Raw genomic sequence first — 17,534 nt, 5'->3', positions numbered from 1 at the left:
GCCACGCTTAAAAAAGTGCATGAAACGGGGGATGTTTTTCATCCCCCGCGTGTGCGGCCCAAAGCGCCTTAGCCCGGACGGCCGATGCGTTTGATTTCCCAGCTCAGCTGGATGTTGGTTTTGGAGAAAACGTCCTGACGGACGGTCTCACCCAGACCTTCGAGGTCGGCAGCGGTGGCCTCGCCCGGGTTGATCATGAAGTTGGAGTGCAGCTCGCTGAACTTCGCGCCGCCGCCGGTCATCTTGAATAGCTTGCCGCGCCAGCCCGCTTCATCGACCAGCTTCCACGAGGAATGGCCCTCGGGGTTTTTAAAGGTCGAGCCGCCGGTCTTTTCACGGATCGGCTGGGTCTTTTCGCGACGCTCGGTGATCTCGGCGATACGGGCGGCAACCGCCTCCGGTTCGTCAGCGGTGCCTTTATAAGTCGCCTCGGTCCAGATGATGTCGGCCGGAGCATTCGAATGGCGGTAGGTGTAGCCGAACTCTTCGACCGTCAACTCCACCTTTTCGCCCTTGCGGTTCACGCCGCGTGCAGAGACGAGGATGTCTTTGGTCTCAGAGCCATAGCAGCCCGCATTCATCGTCAGCGCACCGCCGATGGAGCCCGGAATGCCAGCATAAAACTCCATGCCCGCGATGCCCGCCTTGGCCGACGCACGCGCGACCATGGAATCCAGAGCGCCCGCGCCAGCAGTAATGGTCATGCCGTCAGCAACCACCTGTCCCCACGCACGTCCGGCCAGACGAATGACGACACCCTTCACGCCACCATCGCGCACGATGACGTTCGAGCCAACGCCCAGCGGATAGACAGGCACGTCTTCGGGCAGTGCTTTCAGGAAGTCGATCAGATCGTCTTCATCGGCCGGAATGAACAGGGCATCCGCCGGACCGCCGACGCGGAACCAAGTATAAGGCGCCAGCGCTTCGTTCAGCAGCAGTTTGCCGCGTACGCTCGGGGGAGCCTTGGTCCAGTCAGTCATAAATCTCTCGTGCGCGGTGCGATCAAGCCCGTCTGCGGGCTAAAGGGGAATGCGTAGATGTCTCTAACGCCTGCCCCGCGCAAGAGGAAAGGCCTACTCGCGTCTGTGCGCGAGCCGCTACGTACCATCCTGATCCTGATTATGGTCGTGGTTCCGGCGGTATGGGGTGGGTTGGCGCTGGTTATCGGACTGCTGTTTCTTTCCGAGTCCATGGGCCAACTGCTGTCATTCGAGCAGGCGTTTAATGCCGTGCTTAGCTTGTTCCTGATCCTGGTGTTCCTGCCGATTTGCCATGCGGGCTGCCATCGCTGGTTCTGGCACGTTGAAACGAGGAAGCGCTCGGGAGAGTACGCCGTCGGCGAGAAGATCCCGCCCATGTGGTCGGAGGAAACTGAACCTGCCCCTCCCCTAGTGGCAAGTCCTCGTGAAAAGCTGGCCTATGCCCTGCTCTATGCCGCGGCCATTGGTCTGTTGCTCTTCATCTATCTGCCTTTGGGCCATCAGGAGGCCATTCACCGCTTCATTGCCCGCTATAGTTCGGGTCGCGCTTCAGCAGCATCTTTGGCCACCATCGTCATCATCTGGCTGCCGCTGATCGGCGGCATGATCGCTCTATTCACCTACATGGAGCGTGACATGAAAAAAGTCCGCGCCGGTCAGGTGACGGGCGCGGACAAACAACGGATTGAACTGAGGCTCAACTGGCTGGCGGCCTTTGTGACCGCCGTCACCATGACCGGCTTCATGTGCTATTTTCTGGGCAGCTTGGTCCTGCGATACCTCGCCTGATCATCGCCCGCGGTGTTTAGGCCAGCGCTTCCAACTGTTCAGGCAGGGCATAGGCCCAAGCCGTGATGTCGCCCGCGCCGAGGCAGACGACCAGATCGCCTTCCTTGGCTTCTTCGCGGATGACCTTGGCCAGTGCGTCGGCACTTTCAAGAGCCGCGACGTGGCGATGGCCGAACTGTTTGATGCCGCTGACCAGAGCGTGTTTGTCCACGCCCTCGATCGGCTGCTCGCCGGCCGGATACACGTCGGCGACCAGAACGCTGTCGGCATCCATGAAGCAGGTCGAGAAGTCCGACATCAGATCGCGCAGGCGGGTGTAACGGTGCGGCTGTACCACAGCGATCACTCGCCCCGATTGGTCGGCGTTTTGCACCACTTGCCGGGCGGCTTTGAGGACCGCAGCGATTTCGACCGGGTGGTGGCCATAGTCGTCAATGATACGTACACCGTGGGCAAAGCCCGTGGTGGTGAAGCGACGCTTCACACCGCCAAAATTGGCAAGGCCCGTACGGATGCCATCATCGTCAACGCCGACTTCACGGGCGACCGAGATGGCCGCCAGTGCGTTCGACACATTGTGCCAGCCCGCCATCGGCAGACGCACGCCGTCGATACGGGTGTCTTCATCGCTGGCATGCGAAGCGCGGATCACGACGTCGAAGGTCGAGCCGTCCGGATCCATCTGCACATTCTCGGCGCGGACCATGGCCTGCGGATTGAGGCCATAGGTGATCAGGCGGCGGTTAACGATCTGGGCCGCCAGCTTCTGAACTTCGGGATGATCAAGGCAGACCACGCCGAAACCATAGAAGGGCGTATCCTCGATAAAATCGCGGAAGGCCTTCTTCACCGCGTCAAAGTCACCGTAATGATCCAGATGCTCCGGATCGATGTTGGTGATCATCGCCACGGTACATTTCAGGCGAAGGAACGAGCCATCGGACTCGTCGGCCTCGACGACAATCCAGTCACCGTCGCCGACCTTGGCGTTGGTACCATAGGCGTTGATGATGCCGCCGTTCACAACGGTCGGATCAAGGTTGCCGGCATCCAGCAGCGCCGCGACCATCGAGGTCGTCGTCGTCTTGCCGTGGGTACCACCGACACCAATCGAGAACTGCAGACGCATCAGCTCGGCCAGCATCTCTGCACGACGTACTACCGGAATGCGGCGCTCGCGCGCCTCGACCATCTCGGGGTTCTCGGCCTTAACGGCGGTCGAATAGACGACCGCCGCCACACCCTCGGTGATGTGGGCAGCGTCGTGGCCGATGTAGATGCGGGCACCCAGCTTTTCGAGGCGCTCGGTATTGGCGCTGGCCTTGGCGTCAGAGCCCTGCACCTGATAGCCGATTTTCAGCATGATTTCGGCGATGCCACTCATGCCAATGCCGCCGATACCGACGAAGTGGACGGGGCCAAGGGCAAACGGAACGGGACGAAGACGACGGATCATATGGGCCTCATAGACCCCTCTTGAGGCCGTGCGAAGTGTCCGATGCGGACGATCTTGAGGAAATTAACAAACTGGTGATGGGCGAACGCAGTGAAGTCGCGCTCAAGCGGGGTCTGCAAAAATAAATTTTGCGGAGTCGGAATCTGCCAAAACCCTTATCCATCGGACTCTGGAGAGTCCCAAAGATCAGCGTTTGACTCTTGGAAGAATCGCAAAACCGATTTGATTACCAAGCGTTAACCACGATGACTCACGATGCGCCCTCAACACCACTGGGGCCGATTATCCATGTCCGACATTCAAACCGACGTCATCCTTCGCGGCGACTGCATCGAGCGTCTGAAGGGCCTGCCGGACAAGTCGGTGGACATGGTCTTTGCCGACCCGCCCTATAACCTGCAACTCGGCGGCGACCTGCTGCGTCCGGACAACTCGAAAGTTGATGCCGTCGACGACGACTGGGACAAGTTCGACAGCTTCGCCGCCTACGACGCCTTCACCCGTGCATGGCTGAAAGAATGCCAGCGCGTGCTGAAAGACGACGGCACGCTGTGGGTCATCGGCAGCTATCACAACATCTTCCGTCTCGGCTCGGCGATGCAGGACCTCGGCTTCTGGGTTCTGAACGACATCATTTGGCGCAAGTCGAACCCGATGCCGAACTTCAAGGGCACGCGTTTCACCAATGCGCACGAGACCCTGATCTGGGCCGCCAAGTCGCGCGATCAAAAGCGCTACACCTTCAACTACGACGCCCTGAAGGTCTTCAACGAAGACACCCAGATGCGTTCGGACTGGACGCTGGCCCTGTGCACCGGCGGCGAGCGGCTGAAAGATGCCGACGGCAACAAGGCCCACCCGACCCAAAAGCCGGAAGCCCTGCTGCACCGAGTGATCCTGTCGGCGACCCGTCAGGGCGATGTGATCCTCGACCCATTCTTCGGCACTGGCACCACGGGTGCGGCTGCCAAGCGTCTGGGCCGCCACTTCATCGGTATCGAGCGCGACGAAACCTATGCGGAACTGGCACAGGCCCGCATCGACGCGATCATTCCTGCCAATCCAGAAGACCTTGTCGTCACCGGCTCCAAGAAGGCCGAGCCCAAGGTTCCGTTCGGCGCGCTAGTTGAGGCCGGTCTGCTGTCGCCGGGTGACAAACTCTATTGCCCCAAGGGTGATCACGAGGCTCGCGTCCGCGCCGACGGCTCGCTGGTGTCCGGTTCACTGACGGGTTCGATCCACAAGCTGGGTGCCCTGCTGGAAAATGCTCCGGCGTGCAACGGCTGGACCTACTGGCGCTTCAAGACCGATCAGGGTCTGCGCCCCATCGACAGCCTGCGCGCCGAAATCCGCGCCGGTATGCAGTAAGCTTTCTCGGACAAACGGCGGGCGGCGCATCGCCCGAAACTTCAAGGGCCGCTTCCAAAAGGAGCGGCCCTTTTTCTTTGTCACGCCAGCGCCCGCTCCAGCGCCTTCTTGAACACGGTCGGTAGGGATTTCAGCGCCTCTGCTTCGTCTATCCAGATCAACGATGGATCGTCCGCATGTCCCGTCGCCACATGCGCCGTCAGGTCGAGGGAGAAGTGGGTGAAGACGTGGTTGATGGTCCCTGCCTCGACCCAGTCCGCTGTCAATGGCGGCTCATAGGCAGGAACAGCAGACCATTCCGAGCCGAACAGCCCCAGCATGCCCCCCAGCAGTCCTTTCTCGGGGCGCTTGACCAAAGCCACCCTGCCCTTGCCATCGCGCAGGACAAAAGCATGGCCCAGACGGTGCGGGCGCTCGGCCTTTTTGGCCTTGCGCGGATAGGACTGCGGTTCGCCCTCGGCATAGGCTTCACAGCCAAACGACAACGGGCATTGCTCGCACAGGGGCGACTTGGGCCGACAGATACGAGCGCCAAGATCCATCAGGGCCTGAGGCCAATCACTGGGGCGATGGTCGCTGACGAACAGGCCCGCCAGACGCTTCAACTCCGGACGCGCGGCGGGCACCTCGTTCTTTACCGCAAACAGGCGGCTCATGACGCGTTCGACATTGCCGTCGACCACATTGGCGGGACGGCCAAAGGCAATCGCCGCCACCGCCGCAGCTGTATAGGCACCCACGCCCTTCAGCTTCAGAAGCGCCTCTTCTGTATCGGGAAACACGCCGTTGTAATCCTCGGCGACCATGCGCGCGCAGGCCAGCAGATTGCGGGCACGGGCGTAATAGCCAAGCCCCGCCCATGCTGCCATCACATCGGCGTCGTCCGCTGCCGCCAAGTCGCTGACGGTTGGCCAGCGCTTCGTAAAGGTGTGGAAGTATGGAGCCGCGTGGACGGTCGTCGTCTGTTGCAGCATGACTTCAGACATCCACACGCGATAAGGATCGGTGCGCGTTGCCTCGCCCGGTTCAGTTCGCCACGGCAGGTCGCGGGCGTTGGCATCATACCAATCGAGCAAGGCAGCACGCAGTCGGGCGATTTCGGAGGGCTTCATCCCGCCTGAATAGCGGCTTTATTCGCAGCCGACAGCTTTCTTCGCATCGGCAAACGGCCAACTTTCGCCTATAACAGTTCCATGTCGCGCAGACCCCTGCCCACCGAAGAAGAAGCCCGCCAGATCCTCGCACAGCGAAGGACCAAGCCGCCGCTGCGTCCGCCTCCGCGCGCCTCGCAAAAGCTGCAGAAGTTCATCAAGGAACTGGACAGCAAATTCGGACGCAGCGCCAACAGCCTCGAGGGCCGCTGGGCCGAGATTGTCGGCGAGCGCATGGCCCGCGTTTCGCGCCCGCTAAAAATCATCAAGGGCAAGGGCAATACGCCGGGCATTCTGGAACTGCGCGTCGTAGGCCCCGCCTCGCTTCTGGTCCAGCATCAGCAGCACGAAATCATCGAGCAGGTGAACCTGTACCTCGGTGCCAATGCCATCGAAAAAATCCGCATCCAGCAGGGGCCGGTAAAGCCGCTTGTCACCTCGACCAAGGCCCCGCGCTCTCGCACGCTCAAACCCTTGCCGCCGATTGCTCCGGCTGCCGAAGCCGAGTTGGAAGCGTCGGTTGCCGACCTGCCCGAACATTTACGCAAAGCTCTGACCAAACTCGGCAAGGCCGCCCTCGCCCGTTCGCAGGACGAAGGCGAGGACCCGTATCGTTGACATCGCAATAGCGCGCTGTTTGCAATGAACAACCACTGTTCTCGCATGGTGCCGCAATGGTACTGGAGATTAAATAACCGCCATCCACGCGAAATAGCGTTATCGAGCGAGATCGGCGTGTTTAATCTAGACGGAACTGGGTGTCGTGTAGGACAACACCCCCCACTGTTCCCATATCTTAGCTTCTGAGGATTGAGGTCCGACCAATGGCTTCCAAGAACAAATTTGCGGCTATGAGCCGCCGCGCAGCAATCACTGCCGCCGCTCTCAGCGCGATGGTTGCCATGGCGGGTTGCTCGCCCAAGGCCGGTGGTGCCGCGGAAGGCGATATGGCGCTGGGCGCAGCAGAGGGTGCCAAGGTCACCGTGGTCGAATACGCGTCGGTTACCTGCGGTCACTGCGCCGTTTGGAACCAGGAAGTCTGGCCGGAATTCAAGGCCAAATACGTGGACACCAACAAGGTCCGCTTCATCTTCCGCGAGTTCCCGACCCCGCCGCAAGACATTGCTGCCGCCGGTTTCATGCTGGCCCGTTGTGCCGGTAACGACAAATACTTCGACGTCGTGCATGCCATCATGGCCTCGCAACAGGAATGGGCTGCCGGCGTTCCGCCGCGCCAGAGCCTGAACCGCATCGCACAAGGTGCCGGCATGTCGGCAGCAGAGATCGAAACCTGCCTGAACGACAAGGACGCGCTGGCTGCTCTCGAGAAGCGCATCCGCGCCGGTATCGAAAAAGGCGTGAGCGGCACGCCCGCCTTCTACGTCAATGATCAGAAGATCGTAGACTCGTCGCTCAGCAGCCTTTCGGCTGCCGTCGACGCAGAACTAGCCAAGTAAGGACGAATGGATATGGGTGGGCGTTTTATCCCTCTTCTGACCGCGTTTGCGATGGCTACGGCCGTAGCGGGCAGTGCATCGGCGATGACAGATATGTCGCCCACTCGTTCCACCGCTCCGGCACGGCAAGCTCCGGCTGTCGTGTCGGTTCCGGCATCCCTGCCCAGCGACCGTGTGCTGGGCCGCGCCGATGCCCCGATCACCATCATCGAGTACGCCAGCTTCACCTGCTCGCACTGTGCAGACTTTGCCAACACGGTGCTGCCGGAACTCAAGGCGCGTTACATCGACACCGGCAAGGCCAAACTGATCTTCCGCGATCTGCCGACCCCGCCGCTTCAGGTAGCAAACGCCGCTGCAGCCCTTGGCCGCTGTGCAGCCCCCAGCAAGTTCTTTGATATGGCCAGCCAGCTAATGGCCAATCAAGCCTCGGCCTTTGCCTCGGGTGCGGTGCAAAATTGGCTGTACTCCGCGATCGGCACCACGGGCCGTACTGAGCAAGAGCTCCAAACCTGCATGCGTTTGCCCGCGACCGCCGAAGGCCTGGCACGCGATACGAGCGCCGCTTTGGCCGCAGGTGTCGACTCGACGCCGTCGCTGTTCGTGAATGGCCGCCGCGTCGAAGACCATTCGCTGCAAGGCATGGTCGCGGCGATCCAGCCTCTGGCGCGCTAAACCCGAGCGATGCATTTCCAGCGCCTTCGACTTTCGGGCTTCAAGTCCTTTGTCGATCCTGCCGAGGTCCAGATCGAACCTGGCCTCACCGGGATCGTGGGACCGAACGGCTGCGGCAAGTCGAATGTGCTGGAAAGCCTGCGCTGGGTCATGGGGGCCAACTCGGCCAAGGCCATGCGCGGTCAGGGCATGGAGGATGTGATCTTTGCGGGTGCGGCGGGTAGGCCCCCGCGCAACCACGCCGAAGTCACCCTGACCATCGACAACGCCCTGCGTCGCGCGCCCCAGCCCTTCACCGACGAAGCCGTGCTGGAAGTCTCGCGCAAGATCGAGCGCGGGCGTGGTTCGACCTATCGTATCAACGGCAAGGAAGTGCGGGCGCGTGACGTCCAGCTGCTGTTCGCCGATGCCTCTACGGGCGCCAACTCTCCGGCCCTGGTGCGTCAGGGGCAGATTTCCGAACTGATCGCGGCCAAGCCGCAGAACCGTCGTCGCATCCTTGAGGAAGCGGGCGGCGTGTCGGGTCTGCACACCCGGCGCCACGAGGCCGAACTGCGCCTCAAGGCGGCAGAGACCAATCTCGACCGCCTCGACGACATCGGCAAGGAGCTGGAATCCACGCTCAACCGCCTGAAGCGTGAAGCCCGTCAGGCCGAAAAATACAAAAAGATCAGCGCCGAAATCCGCGCCCTTCAGGCGGCGCTTCTGTATGTGCGCTGGTCCGATGCCAAACAGGCTGCCGCCGCTTCACGCAACGAACTGCGCGCCGCAGAGCAGGCTGTGGCCGAGGCAACCACGGCTTCAGCCGCCGCCCAGACGGCTGCACTCAATGCGCAAGAGGCGATGAAGCCTGCGCGTGAAGAGGACGCCGTCGCCGGGGCCCTGCTCCACCGCGCCACGCTGGAACGCGACCGCCTCGACATGGCCGAACAGGCTGCAAAAGCCGAGGTCGACCGCCTGAAGGCCGAGGTCGCCCGCATCAACAGCGACATCGAGCGCGAAGGCCGCATGGCCGCCGATGCCCAGCGCGAACTGGACCGGATCGAAAACGATCTGTCGCGCCTGAAGGCCGAGATCGCCGCTGCACCAGAACGCACGCCCGAACTGGAACGCGCCGTCCTTGAGACCGAAGACGCCCGCAAACAGGCCGATACCGAGGTGGAACGCCTCGCAGGGACGCTGGCTGCCGTCGAGGCCCGCGCCAATGCCGAGAGCGCCCGCAAACGCGACGCCGAGGCCCGCTTGTCCCGCGTGACCGCACAGCGCGATCAGGCCAAGCGCGAACGCGAGGCCCTCGGTCCGCTGGAAACGCCGGAGATTGCCGCCGCCGAAAAGGCGCTGGCCGACGCCCAAGCCGAATTGGTCGCTGCCCGCGAAGCTGTGGAAGCTGCCGAGACCTCTCGTGGTGACGCCGCCCGCGCCGAGCAGGACGCCCGCACCAAGGCCCGCGAACTGGAAGACCGTCTGGGTCGTCTGCAAACCGAAGCGCGTGGTCTGGCGCAACTGCTCGTCACGGGTAAGCGCCAGCATGCCCCAGCGCTGGATAAGGTTTCGGCCAGTAAGGGCTATGAGGCCGCACTGGCCGCTGCTCTGGGCGATGATCTGGATGCCGCGCTAGACAATGCTGCCCCTGCGCACTGGGCCGGAGCCGAGGCCTCGCCGCATAGCTGGCCGGATGGCGTCGAGCCTTTGTCGGCCCATGTGAATGCGCCCGAACAACTTGCCGCACGTCTGGCTTTCTGCGGCGTTGCCCCGCGTGACCGCGTCGCCGACCTCGCCCGCAGTCTGCCGCGAGGTGCGCGTCTGGTGACCAAGGAAGGCGACCTTTATCGCTGGGATGGTTTCGTCAGCCGCGCCGAGGCTCCGCGCCCCGCCGCCGTGCGACTGGCCCAGCGCACGCGCCTGTCGGAATTGGAAGCCGAGATCGACGCGGGGCGTCCTGCACTGGAGGCGGCACAAGCCGCCATGCGTGCCGCTACCGACGCATTCCGCGCTGCCGAAGAAGCCGTCAAACAGGCACGTACCCGCCCGTTCGGTCTGGACAAGGCCGTCGCCAGTGCCCGCGACCGGCTGGAGCATCTGCGCAGGGAGCAAACCCGCAAGGAAGCCCGCGCACAGTCGCTGGACGAGACCGTCGCTCGATTGGATGCCGAAACAGCTGAGGCGCAGACTGCATACGGCGCCGCGCAAAACATCGAGGAAGCGTCCGAAACTATCGCCACCCTGCGCGGTGATCTGAACGCCGCGCGCGGCGCTGCCGACAACGCCCGTCAGGCCGCGCAGAACGCCCGTTCACGCCGCGACGAGGAGCTGCGTGACCGCCAGCAGCGCGAACAACGCCTCGGTAGTCTGTCCCGCGCCCATGAAAGCTGGATCGGACGCTCGAAAGAAGCCACCGCCCGCATCAAGACGCTGGAAAAGGACGCCGAAAAGGCCGCCGCCCAGCTCAAGAAAGCCGAGGAAGCGCCCGCCGGATTTGCCGAACAACGCGGCAAGCTGATGGACACGCTGATCGCTGCCGAGAACCGCAAAAAGGCTGCGACCGACGCCCTGCAACATGTCGAGTTCGACGCCGCCGAGGCCGACCGCGCCGCCCGCGCCGCCGAAGCCGCTGCCGGTCAGGCCCGCGAAGCCCGCGCCGCCCTTCAGGCCCGCGCCGAAGCGGCCGATGAAAAGCTGGCCGACGCCGACCGCAACTTGGGCGAAACCGCGCAGATGACGCCCGAAGAACTGGGCAAGAAGCTTCAGGAAGATGCCATCGCCCGCCCGCCGGATACGCAGGGGGCCGAGAACCTGCTGTTCGCGCTGGAACGCGAGCGCGAGGCGCTGGGCGCGGTCAATCTGCGGGCCGAGGAGGAAGCCGCCGAATACGACGACCGCCTGGGCGCGATGAAGTCCGAGCGCATCGACCTGACCCAAGCCATCGCCAAATTGCGCGACGGCATTGATGAACTGAACGCCGAGGGCCGCGAGCGCCTGCTCGCCGCCTTCGAGATCATCAACGAGAATTTCAAAGCCTTGTTCGAGGCCCTGTTCGGTGGCGGTCAGGCCGAACTGAAGCTGGTAGAAAGCGATGACCCGCTGGAAGCCGGTCTGGAAATCTACGCCTGCCCGCCCGGCAAGCGCCTGTCGGTCATGAGCCTAATGTCGGGTGGCGAACAGGCCCTGACGGCAGCGGCGCTGATCTTTGGCGTGTTCCTGGCCAACCCTGCCCCCGTCTGCGTGCTGGACGAGGTGGATGCGCCGCTGGACGATGCCAACGTCGACCGCTTCTGCAAGATGCTGCACGAAATGCGTTCGCGCACCGACACCCGCTTCATCTGCATCACCCACAATCCGGTGACGATGAGCCGGATGGACCGCCTCTATGGCGTGACCATGCCCGAACGCGGCATGAGCCAGCTGGTCAGCGTCGACCTGAAACAGGCCGAGACCATCATCAACGCCTGATCAGGTCCCGATAGGCGGGTTTAAGCAGGAACCACGGCTCATAAAGGTAGCGGGACGCCAGTCGCTTGGGATCGCTGCACAGTCGGTACAGCCACTCGATCCCCCAGTCGCCCATCCAACGCGGCGCTGCTTTCTGGGCACCGACCTCATAGTCGAAAGCGGCCCCTACTGGCATGACGACGCACGGCGGTAGGTCTTCATAGTTTTCGGCGATCCAGATTTCCTGACGCGGCATTCCCATGCCAACCATCAGAATATCAGGAGCAAAGCGCCGAATGGTCGACAGAACCTTCTGGTTCGCCTCGCCGTCCTTGGTCACGTCGAAAAAGCCGTCATGGCCCGAGAAGCGCACGTCGGGATAGGCCATCTCCATCATACGCACGGCACCCGTCGCGATGCCGGGCTCCCCGCCCAGATAGAAGACGCGCAAGCCAAACCGCTGGGCCAATCCCCAAAAGTCGTCGCGCCAGTCGAGATAGGTCGAGCGATGCTCCGCCTTGGCAGGTTTTCCGGTCATCTGCGCAAACCGGATCAACGGCATGGAGTCGACCTGAATGAGATTGGCCATGTCATACAGGCGCGCCATCTCGGGATGGCGCTCGACCAGATACAGGCTGTGCAGATTGTGGTTGGCGACAATCGCACGCCGGCGGCCGCGCGCGGCATAGACCACCCACTCCAACACCTGACGCCCTGTCATCAGGTCCATCTGTTGGCCGAGCACAGTCACTCTTTGTCCCACGGGTCGGGACGATTTGATATTGGTGGTGGCTGTGGCGTTAAGATGCGGTTGGGTCATTAACCTGTAGCTTAGCTAACGCCGATTAACGATGAGTTCTCACACAGTGTCAAAACTTGCTACGCTCGCGATAGTTCTCGCATTCACCGGTGGCCAGACTGCCGAGCCAGAAGACGTGCGTATGCAGTTGGTGCGGGAAGGCCGGTTCGTCTATTTCGCCGAGCTGGACAGCATCACTCGCGACGGGGCCAACGCCCGCATGCGCAGCGTGCAGTTGAGCGCGGAGCCATCCGCCATTGGCGGAAAGAACTACATCGGCGGCTATTCCTGGTGGCAGTTCGACTGTATCGCCAAGACAGGCCAACGCATGGACTATGCGTCCTTGCGAGACGACTTGGTGATAGGCCCCGTGATGCCGATTGACGGCCCGGTCATCGAGCTATCGCCCGGAGGAGAAGCCGCCGAACTGGCGGCTGTGGCTTGCGGATGGGTCGAGCCTCGCGTGGACGCGACGCATTTGTCGAAGGCTATCCAGTTGACACGTGACGCTGATTAAGCGCCTTCGTTAAGAACGATCGCGCCCTTGGGCAAAGGCTTGGCCTGCGCCACATCCACGCGGTCGCGCGGCAGGGCCTCGGGGCATTCGTCGCGCATGAAGGCCAGCATCTTCTCGCGTATCTCGCACTTCAAGTCGAAAGCCGCAGAAGCATTGCGGGCGCTGGCGGTACAACGGATCTTGGCCGTGCGCTCGGTGATGTCGAACACCACCAGCGAGACCACATCGCCGTCCCAATGGATGGAGCCATGGACGATCTGTTCCAGCTTGGTCCTTAGACGGTCGATGGGCGCTTCATAGTCCACCCACAGAAAGGCCGGAGCCAAAAGGCGCGTATCCATGCGCGTCCAGTTCTCGAAAGGACGCTGAATGAAATAGGTCAGCGGCAGAACGATACGGCGCCAGTCCCAGAGCTTGACCACCACATAGGTTGAGGTGATCTCTTCGACCCGTCCCCACTCGCCTTCAACGACAACAGCGTCGTCAATGCGGATGGGTTGGGCGGTGGCAATCTGGATGCCGGCGATCAGGTTGGCGAGGAAAGGCTGTAGCGCCAGACCCGCAACGATACCGACCACACCCGCCGATGCCAGCAGCGACAGGCCCCACTGGCGAACGCCCGGTATAGTCAGAAGCGCCAAACCCAGCGTCACCAGCAGGATCAATACCTGCAAAACGCGGCGAAGAATGCGGGTCTGGGTTACCCGCTTGCGAGCGTGGGTGTTGGCGTCGTCTTCGGTGTCGTAGCGTTTGAGCTGGGCCGTGGCCCCGGCATCGACCAGCCCCGCCAAGGTCCAGCCTGTGACCAGAAGGAACGCAAACAGTAGCGTCCGCCGCGTGATGATCGACATCTCGACCGACAGCGGCGAGACCGTCACGGCCAGCGCCATCGCGACTATCATCACCAGCACGCCGATCTGGACCCGCGCCTTTTCGAGCGCGCGCTGCCAGAAGACATCGCGTTTGCGGGCTAAAAACTGCAGCACAAAGAAGACCGCATAGTTCGCCGCCCAACCCGCAAAGGTGAAGGCCGCGACAATGATGCTGATCACCGCCCATTTTGGCAGCCAGTTGAACTGGTTCCAAAGGGCGAAAACCGTGACGGTCAGATCTTTGACAAACTGAGGCATGCCCCCACCCTAACCGCGTTCCGTACTGTCCCCAAGCGCCCGCCTTAGGCTGCCAACAGTATTTAGCGGCCGCGCGCCGCCGCAGCCGCCTCGGCCAGATCGGCAAGGCGTTCCGCGGCGTCGGCAATGGCTACGCTTTTGGCCGCCGCGGACATGGTCGCGAGGTTTGAAGGGTTAGACAGGATTTCACCGACAACGGCACTCAGGGCCGGTGCGCTGAAGTCATCTTCGGCGATACGTCGTGCAGCACCCGCATCCACCAGAACCTTGGCATTCAGGGTCTGGTGATCGTCGGTCGCGATCTTCAACGGGATCAGGACGGACGGCATGGCGGCAACCGCCAGCTCCGAACAGGTCGAGGCCCCTGCCCGCCCGATCACCAGATGGGCCGTCGACAGGCGCTTGGCCATGTCATCAAAAAACTGTTCGACCTCGGCATTGATGTCGGCATCGGCGTATATTTTCTTGGCGGCAGCGATATTCTCGTAGCGGGCCTGTTGCGACACGACCAGACGCGCACGGATGTCGGCGGGCAGGGAAGCCAGCGCCTTGGGCGTCTCTTCCGACAGGATGCGTGCGCCCTGACTACCGCCGGTGATCAGGATGTTGATCGGGCCCTTAGCCGTCGGGGCCGCATAGGTGCGGTCAAACAGGGCACGGATGTCCGGTCGCACCGGATTACCCACCACATGGATGTTGTCTGCGACCGACTTGGGCGCGCGTCCCACATTCGGGAAGGCGGCGGCGACGGTGTCGACGGCTGCGGCGATGAACCGGTTGGTCTTGCCCAGCACGGCATTCTGTTCGTGAATGACAGTGGCGCGGCGGGTCGCGACAGCCGCAACCAGAGCCGGTGCAGACGGATAGCCGCCAAAGCCGACCACCACGTCGCATCCCATGGCATTATAGGCGGTCGAGGCCTGTCCCACGCCCTTGATGATGGCCAACCCGGCTTTCAGCATCCCTACGACGCCCGAGCCCGTAGCCGCGTCCAGCGCCACGATCTTTTGAGCGGGGAAGGCCTGCGCATAGTTTTGGCCGCGCTTGTCGGTGGCGAGGATGATCTTCCAGCCGCGTGCGGCCATGACCTTGGCCAAAGCTTCGGCCGGGAACATGTGGCCACCGGTGCCACCAGCGGCAACAACACAAACGCGGGACGCAGAAGTCATATTGTTTCTCGGGTTCCGTTCTTCAGAACGACGACTAGGGCAGGATACGGCTACGCGAGGAAATGTTCGCGCCGGGTTCATAGGCCCCCGGACGACGTCGGGTCAAAGACAAGGCAAAGCCTGCAGTCAGCCCCATGGCGATCATGGACGAGCCACCATAGGAGATGAACGGCAATGTCATGCCCTTGGTCGGGATCAGGCTGAGGTTTACGGCCACATTGATGCAGGCCTGGAGGCCGATCAGCATGAACAGGCCCGCAGCAGCCGTCTGCTCGAACGGATTGGCAAGCTTCATCGCCTTGCGCATGCCGCGCAGTACGATGAAGGCATAAAGGCCGATGATGCACAGCGACAGCACCAGTCCATATTCCTCGGCACCAACCGAATAGATGAAATCGGTGTGCAGGTCGGGCACGTGACGCTTCATCACACCCTCGCCAATGCCGCGACCGACAAGGCCGCCCGCACGGATCGCTTCGGACGCACGGTCGATCTGGTGAGTGTCAGCCGTCTCCGGCGAGAAGAAGCGGTCAAGACGGTCGCGCATGTGTCCGAACGTCAGGAACAGGCCTGCGCCCGCCAGCGGAACAGCAGCGGCCACCCCGGCCACCCATTTCATAGGCATTCCCGCCATGAAAAAGACGGCGGCAAACGTTGTGGTGACCAGCAAGGTCTGGCCGATATCCGGCTGGATAAGCAGCAGAGCCACGACCGTCGCCCAGGCACCAACGGCGATACTCACGCCGGGGACGCCCTGCCCCTTGCCCGCCTCGGAGAACATCCATGCGGCAAAGACAATCAGGCCGGGCTTGGCGAATTCCGAAGGTTGCAGACTGAACGGACCAAGGTTGATCCAGCGGGCCGCGCCCTTGACCGTGTCGCCAATGAACGGCAGCGCCATCATGCAGACGATGGCCGCGCACAGCGCCAGTACGGACAGGCGGCGCACGCCCTTTACCGACAAGATGCTGGTGACCAGCATGGTCGCGCAGCCCAAGCCCGAGAACACCATCATCCGGTATGAATAATGGAATGGGTTGGTGATGGATTCATCCGCCAGAATAGCGGCGGGGCTGGACGCAAAGCTGAGCACCACGCCGATAAACATCAGCGTCAGGACAGCCACCAACAGCGGGCGGTCAACAGTCCAGAACCAGCGCGCCAGAACGCTCTGGTCACTGCGCGAGAACGGATGGGCGTAAGACTGGCTCAATGATCGGACTCCGCAGTGGCTCCGAGGGCGAGAACCGCCGCACGGAAGGATTCCCCGCGCACTTCGAAATCAGGGAACTGGTCAAAGCTGGCACAGGCGGGCGACAGAAGCACCACCTGATCACCGCCCGTCTTGGCCGCATCTTCGGCGGCCAACTGCACGGCGCGCTCGATCGTGTGGGCCACGACATGAGGGACGTCGCCCAGAGTTACAGCAAACGCGTCTGCCGCTTGTCCTATCAGATAGGCTTTGGCGATATGGCCGAACAGCGGACGCAGCGGCTCGATACCGCCCGCCTTGGGTACGCCACCGGCGATCCAGAACGTCTTGGGATAGGAGGCCAGCGCCTGATAGGCGGCGTCAGCATTGGTCCCCTTGGAGTCATTGATGAACCGCACACCGCCCAGACGGCCCACGGCCTCCATGCGGTGTGCCAGACCCGGGAAGCTGACGACACCGGCCAGTGCCTGTTCGTGCGACAGACCTAGCGCCAGCGCGGTTGCATAGGCAAAGGCGGCGTTCTGGGCGTTATGTCGACCAGGCAAAGAGCGGGCCGCCGTCAGGTCGATTTCGCGTTCATCCGTCAGCAACAGACCGGGGGCGGCACGCCAGCCCTCTCGCGGCAGGTCTTCAGGAGTGCGGGCAGTGGCGATGCGAATGACCTTCTCGCCCCGCGCCTCGACGGCATCGGAGAGGCCCTGCCCCCAGTGTTCGTCCACGCCGATCAGGGCGAGGTCATTGCCGGATTGGGCCTGGAAGATGCGGGACTTGGCTTTCACATAGCCTTCCATCCCGCCATGACGGTCGAGGTGGTCGGGGCTGATGTTGGTCAGGATAGCGACGTCCGGCTTGAACGCCGTCGTCAGGTCCAGTTGATAGCTGGACACCTCAATCAGATAGACGGCTTCGGTCGTGGGCGCCGGCAAGGCCAGCACGCCGATACCGATATTGCCGCCCATGTGAACCTTCAGCCCTGCTTGCTTCAGCACGAAAGCGATCAGGGCCGTGGTGGTGGACTTGCCGTTGGTGCCGGTAATGGCGACGACCCGCGGGCGCTTGTCCGACGGCAAGGCATCGAGAGCGCGGGCGAACAGTTCCACATCGCCGATAACCGGAACCCCTGCCTCATGCGCCTTTTCGACGGTCCAGTGAGGTCTGGGGTGCGTCAGGGGTGCACCCGGCGACAGGACCAGAGCGTCAAAACCCGACCAGTCTGCGCTGGTCAGGTCTTCAACGTTAAAGCCTTCGGCCTCTGCCTGCATCCGGCCCGAGACGCCGTCGTCCCAGAGGACGGGTTCTGCGCCGCCCGCCTGTAGCGCACGGGCAGCCGTGATCCCCGATCGGCCAAGGCCGAAAACCGCAACGCGTCTGCCTCCAAAACCGGGGACGGGGATCATG

At 62.6% G+C, this 17,534-nt stretch carries 15 protein-coding genes; 7 read left to right on the top strand and 8 right to left on the bottom strand.

What is annotated here, in order from left to right; translation table 11 throughout:
- Positions 1-68: 68 nt before the first annotated feature.
- Positions 69-983, bottom strand: a complete 915-nt coding sequence (murB, locus tag LOX95_RS07500) for a UDP-N-acetylmuramate dehydrogenase (protein ID WP_242913853.1) — start codon at positions 981-983, stop codon at positions 69-71.
- 57 nt (positions 984-1,040) lie between these two features.
- Between murB and LOX95_RS07495 the strand changes: the two genes are divergently transcribed.
- The gene (locus LOX95_RS07495) at positions 1,041-1,772 is read left to right on the top strand and encodes a hypothetical protein (RefSeq protein WP_242913852.1); all 732 of its coding nucleotides are present in this window, start codon (positions 1,041-1,043) and stop codon (positions 1,770-1,772) included.
- Positions 1,773-1,788: 16 nt separating this feature from the next.
- Here the strand turns inward: LOX95_RS07495 and murC are convergent, their stop codons facing one another.
- Positions 1,789-3,228 (bottom strand): UDP-N-acetylmuramate--L-alanine ligase, encoded by a 1,440-nt coding sequence (murC, locus tag LOX95_RS07490; protein ID WP_242913851.1) that lies wholly within the window; start codon positions 3,226-3,228, stop codon positions 1,789-1,791.
- Positions 3,229-3,516: 288 nt separating this feature from the next.
- On the opposite strand from murC, the gene LOX95_RS07485 reads away from it, so the two are divergent.
- A complete protein-coding gene (locus LOX95_RS07485) occupies positions 3,517-4,596 on the top strand; it encodes a site-specific DNA-methyltransferase (RefSeq protein ID WP_242913850.1) in 1,080 nt (359 codons plus the stop codon).
- Positions 4,597-4,676: 80 nt separating this feature from the next.
- On the opposite strand, the gene mutY is transcribed toward LOX95_RS07485, so the two are convergent.
- Positions 4,677-5,708 (bottom strand): A/G-specific adenine glycosylase, encoded by a 1,032-nt coding sequence (mutY, locus tag LOX95_RS07480; protein ID WP_242913849.1) that lies wholly within the window; start codon positions 5,706-5,708, stop codon positions 4,677-4,679.
- An 81-nt stretch (positions 5,709-5,789) separates the two neighbouring features.
- Between mutY and LOX95_RS07475 the strand changes: the two genes are divergently transcribed.
- The 4 genes from LOX95_RS07475 (at position 5,790) to smc (ending at position 11,329) form a co-directional block, all read left to right on the top strand.
- Positions 5,790-6,365: a DUF721 domain-containing protein gene (locus LOX95_RS07475; protein WP_242913848.1), complete on the top strand. Its 576-nt coding sequence runs from the start codon at positions 5,790-5,792 to the stop codon at positions 6,363-6,365.
- Between the two features lie 233 nt (positions 6,366-6,598).
- Positions 6,599-7,204, top strand: coding sequence for a DsbA family protein (locus tag LOX95_RS07470; protein ID WP_242913847.1), 606 nt, complete (start codon positions 6,599-6,601; stop codon positions 7,202-7,204).
- Positions 7,205-7,297: 93 nt separating this feature from the next.
- The gene (locus LOX95_RS07465; RefSeq protein ID WP_242913846.1) at positions 7,298-7,879 is read left to right on the top strand and encodes a thioredoxin domain-containing protein; all 582 of its coding nucleotides are present in this window, start codon (positions 7,298-7,300) and stop codon (positions 7,877-7,879) included.
- Between the two features lie 9 nt (positions 7,880-7,888).
- A complete protein-coding gene (gene smc / locus LOX95_RS07460; RefSeq protein WP_242913845.1) occupies positions 7,889-11,329 on the top strand; it encodes a chromosome segregation protein SMC in 3,441 nt (1,146 codons plus the stop codon).
- Here smc and LOX95_RS07455 read toward each other — a convergent pair.
- Positions 11,319-12,128: a WecB/TagA/CpsF family glycosyltransferase gene (locus tag LOX95_RS07455; protein ID WP_242913844.1), complete on the bottom strand. Its 810-nt coding sequence runs from the start codon at positions 12,126-12,128 to the stop codon at positions 11,319-11,321. The two genes, smc and LOX95_RS07455, sit on opposite strands and share 11 nt — an antisense overlap.
- A 46-nt stretch (positions 12,129-12,174) precedes the next feature.
- On the opposite strand from LOX95_RS07455, the gene LOX95_RS07450 reads away from it, so the two are divergent.
- Entirely contained in the window at positions 12,175-12,624 is a 450-nt protein-coding gene (locus LOX95_RS07450) for a hypothetical protein (RefSeq protein WP_242913843.1), read from the top strand.
- Here the strand turns inward: LOX95_RS07450 and LOX95_RS07445 are convergent.
- The 4 genes from LOX95_RS07445 to murD all read right to left on the bottom strand — a co-directional run bounded on the left by LOX95_RS07445 (position 12,621) and on the right by murD (position 17,533).
- Positions 12,621-13,754, bottom strand: coding sequence for a mechanosensitive ion channel family protein (locus tag LOX95_RS07445; RefSeq protein ID WP_242913842.1), 1,134 nt, complete (start codon positions 13,752-13,754; stop codon positions 12,621-12,623). The genes LOX95_RS07450 and LOX95_RS07445 overlap by 4 nt on opposite strands.
- A 62-nt stretch (positions 13,755-13,816) precedes the next feature.
- Positions 13,817-14,923: an undecaprenyldiphospho-muramoylpentapeptide beta-N-acetylglucosaminyltransferase gene (murG, locus tag LOX95_RS07440; RefSeq protein WP_242913841.1), complete on the bottom strand. Its 1,107-nt coding sequence runs from the start codon at positions 14,921-14,923 to the stop codon at positions 13,817-13,819.
- A gap of 34 nt (positions 14,924-14,957) precedes the next feature.
- Positions 14,958-16,136 (bottom strand): FtsW/RodA/SpoVE family cell cycle protein, encoded by a 1,179-nt coding sequence (locus LOX95_RS07435; protein ID WP_242913840.1) that lies wholly within the window; start codon positions 16,134-16,136, stop codon positions 14,958-14,960.
- A complete protein-coding gene (gene murD, locus LOX95_RS07430; protein WP_242913839.1) occupies positions 16,133-17,533 on the bottom strand; it encodes a UDP-N-acetylmuramoyl-L-alanine--D-glutamate ligase in 1,401 nt (466 codons plus the stop codon). Before murD ends, LOX95_RS07435 begins: the two co-directional genes overlap by 4 nt.
- Between the last annotated feature and the right edge of the window lies 1 nt (position 17,534).

This window comes from Brevundimonas pishanensis, assembly GCF_022750635.1.
Lineage (GTDB): Bacteria > Pseudomonadota > Alphaproteobacteria > Caulobacterales > Caulobacteraceae > Brevundimonas > Brevundimonas pishanensis.
The sequence above is the reverse complement of the archived record's forward strand: the minus strand, read 5'-3'. Positions and strand labels throughout refer to the sequence as shown.